The sequence below is a fragment of the Stenotrophomonas sp. 1278 genome (genome assembly GCF_029892765.1).
GTDB classification, from domain to species: domain Bacteria; phylum Pseudomonadota; class Gammaproteobacteria; order Xanthomonadales; family Xanthomonadaceae; genus Stenotrophomonas; species Stenotrophomonas indicatrix.
In genome coordinates, this window is record NZ_JARXWD010000006.1 from 81,692 (window position 1) to 97,483 (window position 15,792).

Annotated in this window: 18 protein-coding genes and 3 tRNA genes; 13 read left to right on the forward strand and 8 right to left on the reverse strand. The window is 64.7% G+C overall.

All coding sequences use genetic code 11. The annotated features are described in order from the left end of the window. Positions 1-135 precede the first annotated feature (135 nt). The 7 genes from M2299_RS08090 to M2299_RS08120 all read left to right on the forward strand — a co-directional run bounded on the left by M2299_RS08090 (position 136) and on the right by M2299_RS08120 (position 7,132). Complete coding sequence (locus M2299_RS08090) at positions 136-666, forward strand: GspH/FimT family pseudopilin (protein WP_280884176.1); 531 nt, start codon at positions 136-138, stop codon at positions 664-666. Beyond that, entirely contained in the window at positions 663-1,142 is a 480-nt protein-coding gene (gene pilV, locus M2299_RS08095) for a type IV pilus modification protein PilV (RefSeq protein ID WP_222390035.1), read from the forward strand. Before M2299_RS08090 ends, pilV begins: the two co-directional genes overlap by 4 nt. Beyond that, positions 1,139-2,290, forward strand: coding sequence for a PilW family protein (locus M2299_RS08100; RefSeq protein ID WP_280884177.1), 1,152 nt, complete (start codon positions 1,139-1,141; stop codon positions 2,288-2,290). The genes pilV and M2299_RS08100 overlap by 4 nt, the downstream gene beginning before the upstream one ends. A gap of 2 nt (positions 2,291-2,292) precedes the next feature. Further along, entirely contained in the window at positions 2,293-2,826 is a 534-nt protein-coding gene (locus M2299_RS08105; protein ID WP_105163802.1) for a PilX N-terminal domain-containing pilus assembly protein, read from the forward strand. 10 nt (positions 2,827-2,836) lie between these two features. After that, the gene (locus tag M2299_RS08110) at positions 2,837-6,562 is read left to right on the forward strand and encodes a PilC/PilY family type IV pilus protein (RefSeq protein WP_105163803.1); all 3,726 of its coding nucleotides are present in this window, start codon (positions 2,837-2,839) and stop codon (positions 6,560-6,562) included. After that, entirely contained in the window at positions 6,559-6,999 is a 441-nt protein-coding gene (locus tag M2299_RS08115; RefSeq protein WP_199776083.1) for a type IV pilin protein, read from the forward strand. The genes M2299_RS08110 and M2299_RS08115 overlap by 4 nt, the downstream gene beginning before the upstream one ends. A 56-nt stretch (positions 7,000-7,055) precedes the next feature. Beyond that, positions 7,056-7,132 (forward strand) — tRNA-Asn (locus M2299_RS08120). Between the two features lie 61 nt (positions 7,133-7,193). On the opposite strand, the gene M2299_RS08125 is transcribed toward M2299_RS08120, so the two are convergent. Next, the gene (locus tag M2299_RS08125) at positions 7,194-7,727 is read right to left on the reverse strand and encodes a GspH/FimT family protein (RefSeq protein WP_280884178.1); all 534 of its coding nucleotides are present in this window, start codon (positions 7,725-7,727) and stop codon (positions 7,194-7,196) included. 150 nt (positions 7,728-7,877) lie between these two features. Here M2299_RS08125 and uvrB point away from each other — a divergent pair, with 150 nt between their 5' ends. From uvrB to M2299_RS08140, 3 genes are all read left to right on the forward strand, one after another. Next, positions 7,878-9,902, forward strand: a complete 2,025-nt coding sequence (gene uvrB, locus M2299_RS08130) for an excinuclease ABC subunit UvrB (RefSeq protein WP_025875241.1) — start codon at positions 7,878-7,880, stop codon at positions 9,900-9,902. A 107-nt stretch (positions 9,903-10,009) separates the two neighbouring features. Next, positions 10,010-10,084, forward strand: a tRNA-Val gene (locus M2299_RS08135). A gap of 96 nt (positions 10,085-10,180) precedes the next feature. Next, a tRNA-Val gene (locus M2299_RS08140) sits at positions 10,181-10,255 on the forward strand. Positions 10,256-10,368: 113 nt separating this feature from the next. On the opposite strand, the gene M2299_RS08145 is transcribed toward M2299_RS08140, so the two are convergent. The 5 genes from M2299_RS08145 to M2299_RS08165 all read right to left on the reverse strand — a co-directional run bounded on the left by M2299_RS08145 (position 10,369) and on the right by M2299_RS08165 (position 12,222). Further along, the gene (locus M2299_RS08145; protein ID WP_100436057.1) at positions 10,369-10,701 is read right to left on the reverse strand and encodes a hypothetical protein; all 333 of its coding nucleotides are present in this window, start codon (positions 10,699-10,701) and stop codon (positions 10,369-10,371) included. A 262-nt stretch (positions 10,702-10,963) separates the two neighbouring features. Beyond that, positions 10,964-11,158 (reverse strand): hypothetical protein, encoded by a 195-nt coding sequence (locus M2299_RS08150; protein ID WP_099820043.1) that lies wholly within the window; start codon positions 11,156-11,158, stop codon positions 10,964-10,966. A 31-nt stretch (positions 11,159-11,189) separates the two neighbouring features. Then, positions 11,190-11,381: a hypothetical protein gene (locus M2299_RS08155; RefSeq protein ID WP_093817839.1), complete on the reverse strand. Its 192-nt coding sequence runs from the start codon at positions 11,379-11,381 to the stop codon at positions 11,190-11,192. A 65-nt stretch (positions 11,382-11,446) separates the two neighbouring features. Continuing rightward, positions 11,447-11,641: a hypothetical protein gene (locus M2299_RS08160; protein WP_025875233.1), complete on the reverse strand. Its 195-nt coding sequence runs from the start codon at positions 11,639-11,641 to the stop codon at positions 11,447-11,449. A gap of 11 nt (positions 11,642-11,652) precedes the next feature. Further along, positions 11,653-12,222, reverse strand: a complete 570-nt coding sequence (locus M2299_RS08165) for a TlpA disulfide reductase family protein (protein ID WP_025875231.1) — start codon at positions 12,220-12,222, stop codon at positions 11,653-11,655. Positions 12,223-12,329: 107 nt separating this feature from the next. On the opposite strand from M2299_RS08165, the gene M2299_RS08170 reads away from it, so the two are divergent. Beyond that, positions 12,330-12,470 carry a hypothetical protein gene (locus M2299_RS08170; protein ID WP_162887621.1) on the forward strand — a complete coding sequence of 47 codons (141 nt, stop codon included), beginning with the start codon at positions 12,330-12,332 and terminating at the stop codon, positions 12,468-12,470. An 8-nt stretch (positions 12,471-12,478) separates the two neighbouring features. Here the strand turns inward: M2299_RS08170 and M2299_RS08175 are convergent, their stop codons facing one another. Beyond that, complete coding sequence (locus tag M2299_RS08175; RefSeq protein WP_099783496.1) at positions 12,479-12,766, reverse strand: hypothetical protein; 288 nt, start codon at positions 12,764-12,766, stop codon at positions 12,479-12,481. A 39-nt stretch (positions 12,767-12,805) separates the two neighbouring features. Beyond that, entirely contained in the window at positions 12,806-13,573 is a 768-nt protein-coding gene (locus tag M2299_RS08180; protein ID WP_025875227.1) for a MipA/OmpV family protein, read from the reverse strand. Positions 13,574-13,717: 144 nt separating this feature from the next. On the opposite strand from M2299_RS08180, the gene M2299_RS08185 reads away from it, so the two are divergent. Together M2299_RS08185 and M2299_RS08190 are read left to right on the forward strand one after the other, a co-directional pair. Continuing rightward, positions 13,718-14,389 carry a response regulator transcription factor gene (locus M2299_RS08185; protein ID WP_032975718.1) on the forward strand — a complete coding sequence of 224 codons (672 nt, stop codon included), beginning with the start codon at positions 13,718-13,720 and terminating at the stop codon, positions 14,387-14,389. Between the two features lies 1 nt (position 14,390). Beyond that, positions 14,391-15,734 carry a HAMP domain-containing sensor histidine kinase gene (locus M2299_RS08190; RefSeq protein WP_032975720.1) on the forward strand — a complete coding sequence of 448 codons (1,344 nt, stop codon included), beginning with the start codon at positions 14,391-14,393 and terminating at the stop codon, positions 15,732-15,734. The last annotated feature ends 58 nt before the right edge of the window (positions 15,735-15,792 follow it).

Here is a 15,792-nt window from a genome sequence, read left to right on the forward strand (position 1 = left end):
CGCCGGACCGGTGGGGGAAGGCGGGATGTCAAGGGTTTGACGCCCGTCGCCCGGATCTGACCGTTCATCCTGCCGCCGCTTGCCGGCGGCAGGCCGGTGCGCCATCGTGGCCACCAACACGCTGGGGAGCGTCCAATGTCTTTGCGCCGGTCCAATGGCTTCACGCTGGTCGAGTTGGTAGTCACCATTGCCGTGCTGGCAATTCTGGTGACCACGGCATTTCCTGCCTTCCAGAGCCTGATCCGTTCCAACCGGGTCTCCGCTGGTCACAACGAACTGATCGGACTGGTCAACCTGGCGCGAAGCGACGCGGTGCGCAACAACCAGGGCGGTGGTGTCTGTGGCAGCAGCAACGGAACCAGCTGCGATGGCAACTGGTCGGCTGGCATGCTGGCTTTCAGTGACGCTTCCAGCAACAGTGCGACCTCGGGTAACGGCCAGTTCGACACGGGTGAGACCGTCCTGCGCTTCACCCAGGTCAGCCCCGGCATGGTCGCGACCGGCCCACAGGCATTGATCGCCTTCGACGCCCGTGGCCGCCGCCGCGCCGCCGGAGACCAGGCCATCACCCTGCGGCCGGAGAAATGCGGCAAGGACCCATTGATGAGCACGGTCACCATCAACGCCTCCGGCCAGGCCAGCAGCAGCAAGGGACCCTGCCCATGAAGAACCGCTCCCCGTTCAATGCCCGGCGCCACCAAGGTGGCTTCAGCCTGCTGGAAGTGCTGATCGCGATGGTCGTGCTGGCCTTCGGTCTGTTGGGCTTCGCCCTGCTGCAGACCATGAACGTGCGCTACGTGCAGAGCTCCAACTACCGCACCCAAGCGACCAACCTGGCGTACGACCTGACCGAGCAGATGCGCAGCAACCGCTACCAGGCCGCGTGGTACTCCACCGCAACCTTCTCCGCGGGCAGCAGGAGTGCCACCGGCGTCTGCGCCCGGCCGGTCGCTGCGGTGACCATCGCGCAGAACGTGGCCGCCTGGCAGTGCAAGGTGGTCAAGGCGCTGGGCGACAACGCCGCCGCTACGGTCACCGTCAACAACGGTGTGGCCACCGTGGCGATCACCTGGGCCGATGAGCGCTGGAACGCCAAGAGCCCGGATACGCCGACCACCTTCGCCCTGCAGACACAGCTATGACCCTTCCGCAGTCCCCACGGTTCCGGCAGGCCGGCCTGTCGCTGATCGAGTTGATGGTGTCCATGGTCATCGGCCTGTTGCTGATGCTGGGCGTCATCCAGATCTTCATTGCCTCGCAGGCCGCGTCGCGGCTGTCCGAAGGCGTGGCGCGCGCGCAGGAGAATGGTCGCTTCGCACTCGACTTCCTCGAGCGGGACATCCGCATGGCGGGCCACACCGGCTGCGTCAACGACCAGGCGCACATGACGCTGGGGCTGGGGGAGCCGCACTACAACCTCGGCGCCGCCACCGGCAGCGGCAGTCCGTTGGACTTCAGTGTGTCGGTGCAGGGGTACGAAGCACCCAATACCGGGCCGACGGCGACGCTGGCGGTGGGCAAGGGCAGCGTGCCCACTGGGCTGCCAGGGGCGATCGCCAGCCTCAATCCGGCACCGATGCCAGGCAGCGACATCCTGGTGCTGCGTTTTCTCGCCCCGGAAGGCGTGCCGGTACTCGGCGTGGCCGGCTCGAAACTGACTGTGGACGCGACCCGTTGGCAGCGCCTTACCGGCGGCGGCGTGGCGTCACCGACGCTGTTCGGCGTGGCCAACTGCGAGTCGGTTGACTTCTTCGGCGGCACCACCAGCGCCGGCACCATCACCGCGTCCGGCGTGGATCTGTCGCGCTATGCGCCGCAGCCGGAGCCTACGGTGGTCTATCGCGCTGAATCGTTGGTCTACTACATCGGCAATGGCGCCAGCGGTCCCGGTCTGCGCCGTGCACGGGCCAATTCGGCCGGCGCCTACGCCATCAACGAAGAGCTGGTGGAAGGCATCGAGAACATGCAGGTACTGTTCGGCCTGGATACCACCACCAACATCTCCACCTCGACGCCGCCGGTGGGCAACATCACCACCCTCAATACGGCCTCGGCAGTTACCACTCAGGCCAACGCGACCGGTGCCAATCAATGGCGACGGGTTGGCCAGGTGCAGGTAGGGCTGATCGCCCGAAGCCCGTCTTCGGCATCGGCGTCCAAGCCGAAGGACGCCGCCGCCAAGCTGGGTGTGCTGGGGATGACCTACGACCAGGACGGTGTCACCGATGGGCGCTACCGCACTTCCTATGAAGTGAGCATCGCCTTGCGCAATCGACTGTTCGGAAACTGACCATGCGCCCTATCCCGACCGTGCGTCGCCCAGGCCGCCGCCCGCCACAGTTGCCGCAGCAGCAGCGTGGCGTGGTGCTGTACGTGGCACTGATCATGCTCCTGCTGCTTGCTCTGATCGGCATCGCCGGCATGCAGGTGGCGGGCATGCAGGAAAAGATGGCCTCCAACTATCGCGCCGCCAACCGATCCTTCCAGAACTCCGAGGCGGTGGTCCGCAACGCCGAGCGCGCAGCCGAAGCGATCCTCGACCGCAAGGACCTGCCGTCGGGCAGCCTCATCAGCTCGAGCTCGATCAGCTACGACTGTGAAGATCAGTTCGACGCGATCGCTTGGGCGCAGAAGCAGACGGTTGCCTCGGTGCCCAGCGTCAACGTGCGTCGCATCGACAAGTGTGGTGGCCCCGGTGGAAATGCCATCGACGAAGGACTACCGGACGATCAGGCGACCGGCACCTACCAGATCACGGCCTTCGCCGCCGACGATCCGGCCAACCCGACCTCGTCGTCGGTGGTCGATACCATTTTCAAGCTCTGAGGACGCGGCGATGGCTACGCGTAGAACCCAATGGATGGCTGCCGGATCGGCGGTCGTGGTCGCCGGTCTGGCGGTGGTCGCCTACAACCTGACTGCCGCGCAGGCACAGGGCGTGCTGGCCCAGGCGCCGCTCAACAACCAGGTGCAGACGCCACCGGCTTTCATCATGGCGGTGGACGATTCCGGCTCGATGACCTTCCAGACCCAGTTCCCGGGCCAGGACGGCGAAGGTTGCTGGGACAGCAACCGGCAGAGCTTCTTCGACCGCAACGGCAACATCAACACCTCTGGCAGCTGCGATTATTTCTATGTCCTGCCGGGCGCCAGGATCAACAACTACTACGGTATCCCGCCGCTTGATTCGCTGGGTTTTGCGCGCTCTTCTTCGTACAACCCGACCTATTTCAATCCCGCGGTGAACTACGGGCCATGGGTTGATGGTACCGGCGCACCGTACCCGAACGCAGCATTGGATGCGACGAAAATCGATCCCCGCAATACCGACACCGTGGCACTGGCGGGTAACTACTACACTACGGCCGCCAGTAACAGTTTCCGAATGCAGAACGGCATGGTGATTCCCGCCAATACGCCGTTCCGCTATGGCAACAGCAACTACAACCTCAACTACGATTACACCTGGAACAATGGTGCGGCAACGGTCTACATGCAGTATTGGCCTGCTACGTTCTTCACCCCCTGGACTTCCGACAGCGATCCCTATCCGCAGCTGGACGGCGCGGCCAATGCGTACTCCGGGGTTGATCGCACAAAGGTGAACAACGCTTGCGGCAGCGGCTGCGCGCTGTGGAAATACACGATCAAGCCGGGCAACACCGCAGCACTGCAGAATTTTGCGAACTGGTACTCGTACTATGGAAACCGCAACCGCGCGATGATCGCTGGCATGACGCGCTCCTTGGCCGACGTCAATAATCTCCGCGTGGGTTACTTCCGTATCAATCAGTACAGCAGTTACAACAGTGGCACCGACAACAACAAGCGCCTAGCCATGCGTGACATGGCGGTGCCCAACGACAAAGCGGCGCTGTACACGGATATGATCGCGCTTACCGCCAGTGGTGGTACGCCCAACCGTTTCGCCGTCGATGCGGCGGCCCTGCAGTTCACCCGCATCGATTCGGCTGCGCCGGTTCAGCTGGCCTGCCAGAAGAACGCTGTGATGCTGTTCACCGACGGCTTCAGCAACCAGGGCGGACCCAGCACCGCCGGCAACGCCGATGGCGCCATGGGCACTCCGTTCAGTGATGGCAACTTCAACACCATGGCCGACATTGTCAGCCAGTATTACAACGACCGATCTGGTCAACCGCCGTTGCGCGCGGACCTGCTGGCGGGCCAGGTGCCGGTGGTAAATGCGTGCAAGGCCGGCAACCCGGACAAGCGACTGGACTGCCAGACCAATCTGCACCTGAATTTCTACGGGGTTACCCTCGGCGCGCGTGGCAACCTGTTCAATCCCGATCTGAAACAGGACGCCTACACCGACGCCTCCGTGTACAACAACTGGCCGGCCCGTCAGGACGATGACCGCAGCACCGTCGATGATATCTGGCACGCCGCGGTCAATACCCGTGGCGAGTACATCAATGCGCGGACGCCGGAGGAAATCACCACCGCGATGCGTCGTGTCCTGTCAGCGGTGACCAGCGGTGCCTCGCCGTCCGGCGGCGTGGGCTCCAGTGGTGCGCGCATCGGTGCCGGCTCGATCTCGGTGGCTCCCAGCTATGAGATCGCCAATGAAGGTACCGACTGGTTCAGCCGCCTGACGGCCAGCACGCTGTCGGTCGACCAGAAGACGCGCGCCGTGATCTCCACGCCGATATGGGAGGCCAGCGCACAGCTGCCGGCGCCCACGTCGCGCTCTGTGTATTTCACCAAGAACGGCGCTACGAGCAAGTTCAGCGGTGCGAACGTCACTCTGGACGACCTGTGCACCAAGCCCGCCACGCTGTATCCGGGTATGTCCCGTTGCAACAAGGCCGAGCTGGAGAAGCTGGGTGCCAACGCCGCTTCGGCGGTGAACTATCTGCTGGGCGATACCAGCGGCGAAAAGCGCAGCGGTGGCGCACTGCGCGATCGCACCACGCGGCTGGGTGACATCGTGACCTCCAGCCCGGTGGTCAGCGCGCCGATCGACGACTACGGCTACCGGCGCTTCAGCGGCGACCTGGGTAGCAGCTACGGCCTGTATCTGGATGGCAAGGCCAAGTCGGCCAAGTACATGGTCTACGTGGGTGCCAACGATGGCATGCTGCATGCTTTCAATGGTGGCATCAACGCCAAAGGCGAGGTGCTAGGCGGTGGTGGTAGTGAGGACTTCGCTTATATCCCGGCCACCGCGTTGGGGCACATGGGCAACCTGCTGTTCCCCTACAACTCGACCGATCTGAACGATCAGAAATTCGACCATCGCTACTACGTCGATGGCCAGATCGCGGTGGGCGACAGCTACTACGGCCGCAACTGGCATACCACCCTGGTCGGCGCAGCCGGCGCAGGTGGACGCAGCGTTTTCGCGCTCGACGTGACGGCGGGAACCACTTTTGGTGCCGGCAGCAAGTTGTGGGAAATCAGTGATCTGGACAACAGCCTGCCGGAAGCTGTGCGCAAGAACATCGGTCACGTGCTGGGCAAGCCGGTCATCGTGCCGGTGCTGGAGAACGGCGCGCCGGTGTGGAAGGCGATCTTCGGCAATGGCTTCAACAGTGCCAACCAGAAGGCGGTGCTGTTCATGGTCGACATCGGCACCGGTACGCCGCGGGTGACCATGATCGAAGCGGTGGAAGCGGCGGCCCCGGCGGGCAACAATGGGCTGGGCAGTATCGTGGTGGTTGACCGCTGGGGCGGCAGCAAGCAGAACGAACGTCGTCGTGATGGTTATTCCGATACCGTCTACGGCACCGACCAGAAGGGCGCAGTCTGGAAGTTCGATCTGCGCGATACCTCCAGCAGCCTGACCACGCCGCTGTTCACTACGCGCTCCTACACCGAAGGTGGTCGCACCCTGCGCCAGCCGATCACCGGTGGCATCACCGCAGGCAATGGTGCCACCGGCGGCGTGATGCTGTACTTCGGCAGTGGCAGCTTCTCCTTCGTCGGTGATCCGACCGATACTTCCTTGCAGAGCCTGTATGCAGTCAATGACACGGTGAACGGTCCGGTCACCGGTACGCTGACCCGCGCCAGCCTGACATCAGGTGCGGTCAGTACCACCGGTGATCAGCGCATGCTGTCGCAGGGGGCTCCACCCAGCAATGCGCGCGGCTGGTACATCGACCTGCCGGCCGGCGAACGCTTCGTCGGCAACCCGACCCTCTCCAATGGCATCGTCTACATGCCGACCTATGTGCCGATGGTGGGAAGCACAGGCTGCGCTTCATCGGGCAACAACTGGTTGTTCGGCCTGCAGGCATTGACCGGCAGCGGTGCGCTGGGCCGTGCGACGATCAATTCACCCGATGGTGTGCAGGTGGCATCCGGTACGGCGGCGCTGAAAATCAATTCGACCGGCGCCAGCGGCGGTGTGGTGCGTGACATCAAGGCCGGTGCGTTGTCGCGTGACACGCCACCGAACATGGTGCCGGGCACGCCGGGGGGAGAAAATCCACCCGCGCCGCCAACCCCGGCCTGCGTGCAGCCAATCAACAAGGGCGATGAAACGCTCTACGTTCCCTATCCGTGCGGCCGCCAATCGTGGAGACAGATCCAGTGAGCAAGCCCTCTTTTTCCCCTCGCTCGCTGCGCTCGGCTGCCCAAGGCTTCACGCTGATCGAACTGATGATCGTGGTCATCGTCGTCGGTATCCTGGCCGCTGTGGCCTATCCCAACTACTCCGAGCACGTGCGCAAGTCGCGCCGTGCAGCAGCAAAGGCGGAAATGGTGGAGTATGCGCAGCGCGCCGAGCGTCACCACACGCTGAACAACAGCTACGCCTCGTTCACCTTCAGTGAAACCAACAGCACCAAGATAAATTCGCCCCGTGAGGGTGGGGCCACGATGTATGCGGTAACCATCGTGCCGACCGCCACGGCCTACACCATTACGGCAGTGCCGCAGGGCAACCAGGCCAAGGACAAGTGCGGCACGCTGACCCTCAACCAGGCGGGCGTGAAGACCCCGGCCAACTCCGGTAGCCTGACCTGCTGGTGAGTGGTTTCAACGGAAGCTTGCATCGTCGCGGATGAGCATCTAGAATGCGCCTCCCCGCCCGAATAGCTCAGCCGGTTAGAGCACTTGACTGTTAATCAGGGGGTCGTTGGTTCGAGTCCAACTTCGGGCGCCAGATCCTGCAGAAGCCGCGAGAAATCGCGGTTTCTGCTTTTCTGCGTCAGCGCCGCCTCAGCTCAGAATGGGCAAGGGGCCCGGCTTCGTTGGCGGGCCGAGCGGGTACGGCCGACGTTGTTGACGATCACCGCGCTGTGCAGCTCCGCTCCCACGCAGATGCTTACCGTCAGTGTGTTGCCGCCACTACGCCCGTCGCCTTGGAATCGCAGGTACTTGCGGCCTTCAGTGCTGTCGACGCGTATCCGCGGAGATCTCGTTCCGCCCATGAACTGACGCGGGCTTGCCTCTTCGGCCGCGTTGGGTGATCGGTCCGCCTGGATCAACCAGCCGCGGGCCCAGTCGGCATCACAGCCGGTTCCATCGATGCTTGGACATACGGTGACCGCGCGGCGATGGGTGATGGCCATGGCGCGGGCGGTGTTGAACACCGATACCAGCCGCATGCGGGTGGTGTCCGCTCGGCTGCGTTCCAAAGGCTGTACCAGCGCAGGCAATGCCACGGCGACGAGTATTGCCAGCAACGCCACGGCGGCGGCGAGCTCGACAAGGGTGAGGCCCGGAAGATGCCTGTGGCAGGGGGGCGGGAAAGGCATGGGATGCGCTCCAGTGGGGGAGGTTCCAACCTGCGCCTTGATACCCAGTTGCAACCATCAGCCTGACCCCCACCTTTGAGGGGGGCTTCCCCTCAGCCGACCGTCACCGGACGCCCCCTATACTTACCTTCCCCGAGACCTGGCAACACCATGAGCGACAGTTTTCAACTTGTCTCGCCGTATTCGCCGGCGGGAGACCAGCCCGATGCCATCGCCAAGCTGACCAGCAATTTCGAGGCCGGCGTCGCCAAGCAGACCCTGCTGGGCGTCACCGGCTCGGGCAAGACCTACACCATCGCCAACGTCATCCAGCAGGTGCAGAAGCCGACGCTGATCATGGCGCCGAACAAGACCCTGGCAGCGCAGCTGTACGGTGAGTTCAAGGCGTTCTTCCCGCACAACGCGGTGGAGTACTTCGTCAGCTATTACGACTACTACCAGCCGGAAGCCTACGTGCCGTCGTCGGACACCTTCATCGAGAAGGACAGTTCGATCAACGAACACATCGAACAGATGCGGCTGGCGGCGACCAAGACCCTGCTGTCGCGACCGGATGCGATCGTGGTGGCGACCGTGTCGGCCATCTACGGCCTGGGTGCGCCGGAAGACTACCTGTCGCTGCGGCTGATCCTGTCCAAGGGCGAGCGCATCGACCAGCGCGACCTGATCAATCACCTGACCCAGCTGCAGTACACGCGCAACGAATACGAGCTGCAGCGCGGTACCTTCCGCGTGCGCGGTGAAGTGATCGACGTGTTCCCGGCGGAATCGGACAGTGAGGCCCTGCGCATCGAACTGTTCGATGGCGAGGTGGAAAAGATCACGATGTTCGATCCGCTCACCGGCGAGACCATGCGCAACCTCATGCGCTTCACCGTGTACCCGAAGACCCACTACGCGACTACGCGTGAACGGGTGCTGGCGGCGGTGGAGACCATCAAGGTCGAGCTGAAGGAGCGGTTGGAGCAGCTGTACGCGCAGAACAAGCTGGTCGAGGCGCAGCGCCTGGCCCAGCGCACCCAGTTCGACCTGGAAATGATGGCCGAAGTCGGTTTCTGCAACGGCATCGAGAACTACTCGCGGCATTTGACCGGCAAGAACGCGGGCGAGCCGCCGCCGACCCTGTTCGATTACCTACCGGCTGATGCGCTGCTGGTGATCGACGAATCGCACGTGACCATTCCGCAGATCGGTGCCATGTTCAAGGGTGACCGGTCGCGCAAGGAAACTCTGGTCGAGTTCGGCTTCCGCCTGCCGTCGGCGCTGGACAACCGTCCGCTGCGCTTCGAGGAGTGGGAGGCGCGCTGCCCGCGCAGCATCTATGTGTCGGCGACACCGGGTCCGTATGAATTCCGCGAGGCCGGAGAGGACATGGCCGAGCTGGTCGTGCGCCCGACCGGCCTGATCGACCCCGTGGTGGAGATCCGCCCGGTCGGCACCCAGGTCGATGACCTGATGAGCGAGGCCAACGAGCGGATCAAGGCCGGTGACCGCGTGCTGGTCACCACCCTGACCAAGCGCATGGCCGAAAACCTCACCGAGTACCTGACCGAGCACGGCATCCGCGTGCGCTACCTGCACTCGGACATCGATACCGTCGAACGTGTGGAGATCATCCGTGACCTGCGACTGGGCAAGTTCGATGTGCTGGTCGGCATCAACCTGCTGCGCGAGGGGCTGGACATGCCCGAGGTCTCGCTGGTGGCGATCCTGGATGCGGACAAGGAGGGCTTCCTGCGCTCGACCGGCTCGTTGATCCAGACCATCGGCCGTGCGGCCCGCAACGTGCGCGGCAAGGCGATCCTGTATGCGGACAAGATCACCCGTTCGATGCAGGCAGCGATCGATGAGACCGACCGCCGCCGCACCAAGCAGGTCGAGTACAACCTGGAGCACGGCATCACTCCGCGCTCCGTGGCGCGGCCGATCGTCGACGTGCTGGAGGGCGCACGCTCGGACGCCGCCGAGAAGGAGTCCCGCAAGGGCAAGGGCAAAGGCCGTTCCGGGGTGGCAGAGGACACGATCGACTACCGTTCGCTCAGTCCGGCGCAGCTGGCCGCTCGCCTCAAGGCCCTGGAGCAGCGGATGTACCAGCATGCCAAGGACCTGGAATTCGAGGATGCCGCCCGGGTGCGCGACCAGATCAGGCAGCTGAAGGAAGCCAGCCTGGGCTGAACGCGGTAAAGCGGCTTTTCTTCACAAAAGTATTGCGCTTGCCGGTCGTCGTCCGTAATATACGCGGCCTGCACCGACGCAATCGCGGCGCTGCAGAAGCAACAAACGGGCGGTTAGCTCAGCGGTAGAGCACTACCTTGACATGGTAGGGGTCACAGGTTCGAACCCTGTACCGCCCACCACGAAGCCCCCAGGGGGCTGTCGTGAGCATGAAAAGCCCGGCCCTGGCGCCGGGTTTTTACGTAGAAGCACCAGCCTGCGGGCTGCACGGAATATTTGGGCGGTTAGCTCAGCGGTAGAGCACTACCTTGACATGGTAGGGGTCACAGGTTCGAACCCTGTACCGCCCACCACCGGTTCCCGGCATGGCCGGAGCAGCGGTGGAAACGATGAAAGCCGGCCCTGGGCCGGTTTTTTTGTGCCTGCGATCCGCGCTCGTTCCAGCCTGGCCGGCTTGCTGCCAGCGTCAACCGCGTTGCTCGACACTGGCGCTGCGCTGCAGCTGCCAATGACCATCCACGCGCTGCCACAGTTGCAGCATCCCCCGGCTGTGCGATCGGGCGCGCTGTATACCGTCGGCATCACCGTGCACGCGAGCGTGGGCCACCTGCAGTACGCGATCCGCACTCAGGCGCAGGATCTGCACGCTCTGGCTGTCCGTCTGGCCGTACGTGGCAGGCGCGCGGACGGCACGTTGGGCATCGGCCTGCAGGATCTGCATCCGCAGCGAATCGCTTCCGGTACCGCCGTCGCGGTTGCACAGACCGGCCATCAACAGCAGCAGGGCAAGCATCGGCATGGCACGGTGCTCCGGAGAAGGGAGCCCAGCGTTGCACTGCGGCCTGCGCTGTGAAACCGGTATCCGACGAAGACCGGAAAAGTGCGCGCCAACCAGAGCCAGCAAGGATGAATCCGTGCCAGGCCGGGGCGGCGGCAGAACACGATAATGAAAAAGGGCCGGGCCACCCGTGAAGGCAGTCCGGCCCGTTTGCCCGGAAGTGACCCCGTTGGCCGGGAAGCCTGGGCTCAGGTCACGACGTGGCTGGAACCATCAGGCGGGCTCAGAGCGGATCGCAGCACAGGCGAGGGCCGGACCAATGCCCTGAGCCGCCATACGGACAGCCCGGGGTGAATTCACAGCCCGGTGCGAACCCGGCCTTGGCCGGAGTGGCGAAGGCCTGCGCGGCACCGAATGACATGGCGGCCACGACGACGATGCCGGCAATGGACGAGAACAGCTTCTTCTTTCCGATCATCTGTATCTCCTTTGCAGAGCTTCGAGGCGGGTTACATGGGATCGCAGCAGGCCAGCAGGCCGTGGGAGCCTGCGTTGCCATAGGGGCAGCTCGGGTGTTCCTTGCAGCCCGGCGCGAAGCCGGTCTTCACCGGAGTGGCGAAGGCCTGCGCGGCACCGAATGACATGGCGGCCACCACGACGAGGCCGGCAATGGACGAGAACAGCTTCTTCTTTCCGATCATGTGTATCTCCTTGGAATGGCGATGGAACATGAAGTCACCGCGTGCGGGGCGGTGTCGAAGCGGGATCAGTTGGCGACGCAGCAGATGCGCGTGCCGCCGGCGCGGCCATTGCCGCCGAACATGCATCCGGGGGTATCCACGCAACCCGGTGCAAAGCCGGTCTTCACCGGTGTGGCGAAGGCCTGTGCGGCCCCGAATGACATTGCAGCAACGATGACGATACCGGCGACGGACGAGAACAGCGTTTTCTTCCCGATCATGTGTATCTCCTTCAGTTGGTGTGGCTTCCCGGATTCATTGCGTTGGCGACGGCCTGCACCGTCCCGGTGTCGAGCTGGCCGACATGCTTGTAGGCGATGCTGCCATCTGCGGCCAGCACCATCAGCATCGGTGTCAGCGTGGCGCGGTAGCGCTTGGAGACTTCGCCCTGATCGTCGACGGCGATCGGAAACGCCAGCGCGTGCTTGCCTGCGTAGTCGGCAAGCTGGTCGTACGGTGGCAGGCCCACGCCCACCAGCTCGGCACTGCCTCGCGCAGCCGCGATCTGCTGCAGTTGTGGCACCGAGGCCAGGCAGTAACGGCAGGCGGTAGAGAAGAAGTAGAGGATCTGCGGCACGCCGCGCGCGCCACCGATATCGACATGGGTCTGCTGCGTCGTCCGCAGGGTCAGCAGTTCAGGCCGGGTGCCGGTGGCAAGACCATGCGCGTCCAGCTGCGTCTGCTGCAGCTGCGCCGCCATCTGTTCGTTGACCTGCCGCAACTGGCGGTTCTGCCAGGAGAGCATGATGACCAGTGCGGCCAGCAGCAGGGCGACTACGGGAAACAGTGCACGCTTGAGCATCGATCATCCTTGAACGCCGCGTTGCATCGACCATACCGGAAACAGCAACAGGAATGTCAAGCTTTTGTATCATCGGTGACGCAGTTCCCAAACCTCAGGACGCCACCATGAGTGACCATGCTCCCGTTTCCCGGCCTAACCCGATCATCGAACTGCTGTTCGGCGGCAACATGCTGGAAGGCACCTTCAAGGCCGTGATCTGGGTCGCACTGCTGTCTGCGGTGCTGGCCTGGACGACCTTCCGCTGACGGGACGCTCAGGCCGCAGTGAAGGCCTGGCGAAGGCTGCGCAGCGTCGCCTGGCGATGTTCGGCCGCACACGGCTCGCCCATTTCCAGCTCCTGCAGGCGCAGGCCGACCAGCGTCATCGACAGTGCGTATCCGCGCGCAGCATCGGCAGCGCGTGACAGGCCAAGTGCACGTCGGGTCAACGCGTCCACATGATCCATGTCCGGCAGCAGACCCAGGTAGGCGCGCTCGGCGCTGTCCAGATCCGGCGCGCGCAGGATCGCGTTGGCATCGGCGGTGGGGGTGACAGCGGCCATGCGGGATCCTTGTTGTCCGTGGGGCGGATGCAGGTTCGGTCAGAACGCGCGCATCAGCGAGATGAAAGCGGAGGTCTGGCTGCTGCGCCGTGCCATCGGGCTGTCTTCGACGGCATCACCGAACCACTGGTTGGCGACGACGCCGGTCGCGCGCCATTTCGTACCCAGGGGCGTGCTGACCGCGATCTGCAGGCTCGGCGAGGTGGCACTGCCGGGCTTGTAGGCCGCCAGCCCGGAGCGCAGTGCTTCCTCGTCGCTGATGCCGTAGTAGTAGTCGAGCAGGCGGGCGCTGGAATGCACTACGCCCACGCGCGGCACCCAGGTGAAGCGGCCGGCCTGGATCGGATAGCTGTAATGCAGGCTGGATTCAACGCCGCCGCCGTGTCCGCTCACCTCGCGCTTCACGCTGGCCGCCACCGCGCCCCAGTCGGCGCTGTAGTCGGCATTGATGCCGACCATCGCCGACATCTGCCGGCTGTGCAGGCGGCGCAGCTGCGGATCGTTCACGTCGTCGGTCTTGAAGCGCAACGTGTAGGGCGTCGCCACCGCCGACAGGCGCAGGCCGTCGGCCTTGTAGAGGTTCATGCCAAGCGAACCGGGGCTGGCAAAGAAGCGCTTGCCCTGCCAGGACAGCGCCGGCAGCACCAGCGGCTTGTCGTCATAGTGCGCGTAGGCGCCAGTGGTCGCGCCGAAGGTGATGCCGGCCTGTACCCCCGGAGCCTGTTCCTGCGCGGTGGCCAGCAGCGGCGTGGAGAGAGCGACGGTGCACAGCAGGGGGCGCAGCAGGGCGGGGGACAGTGAGGTCATCGAAGTAGTGCGTTGCAGGGATGGCGATGCATGCTGCGCGCGCAACATTGTCGGAACATTGCGCAGGCGCAATCTGCTGGCATCGCCGCCACCTGCACGCCGAAGGCACTATGATCGGCACCGTTTCCGGTTGCCGAGCCCCCGATGCGCATTCTCCTGGTCGAAGATGACCCCGATCTCTCGCGAGCCCTGCAGTCCGGGCTTGAGCGCCAGGGTGTGGTCGCCGACGTGGTCGGCAGCCTGGCCGAGGCTGCGCTCGCCCTGCGTGAGCCGGTGCATCAGCTGATGCTGCTCGATCGGCAGCTGCCCGATGGTGATGGCGTGGGCTTCGTGGCGACTGCCCGTGCGCTGCGGCCGAACCTGGCGGTGATCATGCTCACTGCCAAGGGTGGGCTGTCGGACAAGGTGGAGGGGCTGGATGTCGGTGCCGATGACTACCTGGTCAAGCCGGTGGCGATCGAAGAGCTGATGGCGCGCATCCGTGCCGTCTCGCGTCGACCGTCGGCGATGGTGACCCCCCGGTTGCGGCTGGGCCGGCTGGAGTTCGATTTCGAATCGCTGCAGGCGCAGGTGGACGGCCAACCGGTTGCACTGCCGCGGCGGCAGGTGCTGGTGCTGCAGGCGCTGGCGATGCGGCAGGGGCGCACGGTCACCCGCAGCGCGCTGGAATCGGCGGTGTACGGATTCGATGATGAGATCCAGTCCAATGCGCTCGATGCGCATATTTCAAAGCTGCGCAAGGCGTTGCAGCAGGCCGGGGCAGGCGTGGAGATCCACGTGATCCGCGGCGTCGGCTATCTGCTGGCGGAGGCCTGAGATGGCACGACCGATTCGTTCGATCACCCTTGGACTGGCGTGGCGGCTGTTCCTGGCGCAGGCCTTCACGGTGTTGTTCGCCGTCGTCGCGCTGATCCTGACCTGGGGCGACAAGGACACCTGGGGCATGGACATGTTCATGGCCGAGAGCGCAGCCAATGCGGTGCACAGCGAAGGCGGCCGGCTGGTGCTGGACGAAGCGCGCTGGCAGAAGCTCGATGCGCGTGCCGGTGGCAACCTGTGGTTCGCGGCGGTGGACGATCGCGGTGCATGGCTGCAGCGCGGCACGCTGCCTGCCATCCACGCGCCGCTGCTGGCCCGTCTGCCGACACTGGGTGCCACCGAGCTGGGTTCGCTGGTGCCGCCGTACCTGGATGTGGCGCGGGTGATGATCCGCAACGAAGACGGCCGCCGCATCACGGTGATGGTGGGCGGGGCGCCGAAGGGCGGCCTGCTGGATGGCGCATTGATGGTGCTGCGGCTGATCGGCCTGTGGTTCTTCCTGCCGTTGATCGTGGTCACGCTGCTGGTGATGCCGACGGTGATCCATCGCGCCATGCGTGGCGTGCGCCGGTCCGCGCAGCAGGCCAAGGAGTTGGATATCGGCCAGCCCGGTGCGCGCCTGGACGCGCAGCTGGTATCGACCGAGGTCGCGCCTCTGGTCGAAGCGTTCAACGATGCGATCGACAAGGTGCAGCAGGGCTACGCAGCACGCGATAAATTCCTGGCCGACGCCGCACATGAGCTGCGGGTACCGATTGCGGTGGTACAGGCGCGCTTGTCGCAGTTGCCGCAGGGGGAGCTCAAATCGCAGCTGCTGACCGATGTCGCCCGTCTCGGCAACGTCGCCGAGCACCTGCTCGACCTGCAGCGCCTGGACCGGAACGTCGCAGCGCTGCAACGCCTGGACCTTGCGCATGTCGTGCGCGAAGCGGCTGCCGACCTTGCGCCCCTGGTCGTTGGCGCCGGATACGGCTTTGAAGTGGATGCGCCGGAGACGCCAGTATGGATCCATGGCGATGGCCTCGCCCTGGGGCGGGTGATCGCCAACCTGGTGCACAACGCCATCGTCCATGGCGGCGGGCGCGGCACCATCTGCGTGCGTCTGGACCGGCAGGGCCTGCTGGAAGTCAGCGACCAGGGAGCCGGCGTGCCGGTCGGTGACCGCGAGGCGATCTTCGAGCCGTTCCACCGCCTGCGTGCTGCTGGCAGTGGCAGCGGCCTCGGCCTGCATCTGGTCAAGGAGATCGTGCAGCACCACGGCGGCACGGTGAGCGTGGGCGAGGCCGTTGGGGGCGGCGCGAGCTTCCGGGTCAACTTCCACCGCGGCAGCGTGCGTCGCTAGCCGGGCGCTGACAACGCCACACGGCGTTGCCTGATGGCTGGGTGAGGCCGCGCCTCGG

What these genes read in the sequence shown, in the direction of transcription:
- M2299_RS08185 (WP_032975718.1), top strand. Translation starts at nt 13,718, where the DNA reads ATGCGCATTCTCCTGGTCGAAGATGACCCCGATCTCTCGCGAGCCCTG.
- M2299_RS08155 (WP_093817839.1), bottom strand. Translation starts at nt 11,381, where the DNA reads ATGATCGGAAAGAAGAAGCTGTTCTCGTCCATTGCCGGCCTCGTCGTG.
- M2299_RS08190 (WP_032975720.1), top strand. Translation starts at nt 14,391, where the DNA reads ATGGCACGACCGATTCGTTCGATCACCCTTGGACTGGCGTGGCGGCTG.
- M2299_RS08100 (WP_280884177.1), top strand. Translation starts at nt 1,139, where the DNA reads ATGACCCTTCCGCAGTCCCCACGGTTCCGGCAGGCCGGCCTGTCGCTG.
- M2299_RS08090 (WP_280884176.1), top strand. Translation starts at nt 136, where the DNA reads ATGTCTTTGCGCCGGTCCAATGGCTTCACGCTGGTCGAGTTGGTAGTC.
- M2299_RS08165 (WP_025875231.1), bottom strand. Translation starts at nt 12,222, where the DNA reads ATGCTCAAGCGTGCACTGTTTCCCGTAGTCGCCCTGCTGCTGGCCGCA.
- M2299_RS08160 (WP_025875233.1), bottom strand. Translation starts at nt 11,641, where the DNA reads ATGATCGGGAAGAAAACGCTGTTCTCGTCCGTCGCCGGTATCGTCATC.
- M2299_RS08150 (WP_099820043.1), bottom strand. Translation starts at nt 11,158, where the DNA reads ATGATCGGAAAGAAGAAGCTGTTCTCGTCCATTGCCGGCATCGTCGTC.
- uvrB (WP_025875241.1), top strand. Translation starts at nt 7,878, where the DNA reads ATGAGCGACAGTTTTCAACTTGTCTCGCCGTATTCGCCGGCGGGAGAC.
- M2299_RS08110 (WP_105163803.1), top strand. Translation starts at nt 2,837, where the DNA reads ATGGCTACGCGTAGAACCCAATGGATGGCTGCCGGATCGGCGGTCGTG.
- M2299_RS08125 (WP_280884178.1), bottom strand. Translation starts at nt 7,727, where the DNA reads ATGCCTTTCCCGCCCCCCTGCCACAGGCATCTTCCGGGCCTCACCCTT.
- M2299_RS08145 (WP_100436057.1), bottom strand. Translation starts at nt 10,701, where the DNA reads ATGCCGATGCTTGCCCTGCTGCTGTTGATGGCCGGTCTGTGCAACCGC.
- M2299_RS08175 (WP_099783496.1), bottom strand. Translation starts at nt 12,766, where the DNA reads ATGGCCGCTGTCACCCCCACCGCCGATGCCAACGCGATCCTGCGCGCG.
- M2299_RS08180 (WP_025875227.1), bottom strand. Translation starts at nt 13,573, where the DNA reads ATGACCTCACTGTCCCCCGCCCTGCTGCGCCCCCTGCTGTGCACCGTC.
- M2299_RS08170 (WP_162887621.1), top strand. Translation starts at nt 12,330, where the DNA reads ATGAGTGACCATGCTCCCGTTTCCCGGCCTAACCCGATCATCGAACTG.
- M2299_RS08105 (WP_105163802.1), top strand. Translation starts at nt 2,293, where the DNA reads ATGCGCCCTATCCCGACCGTGCGTCGCCCAGGCCGCCGCCCGCCACAG.
- pilV (WP_222390035.1), top strand. Translation starts at nt 663, where the DNA reads ATGAAGAACCGCTCCCCGTTCAATGCCCGGCGCCACCAAGGTGGCTTC.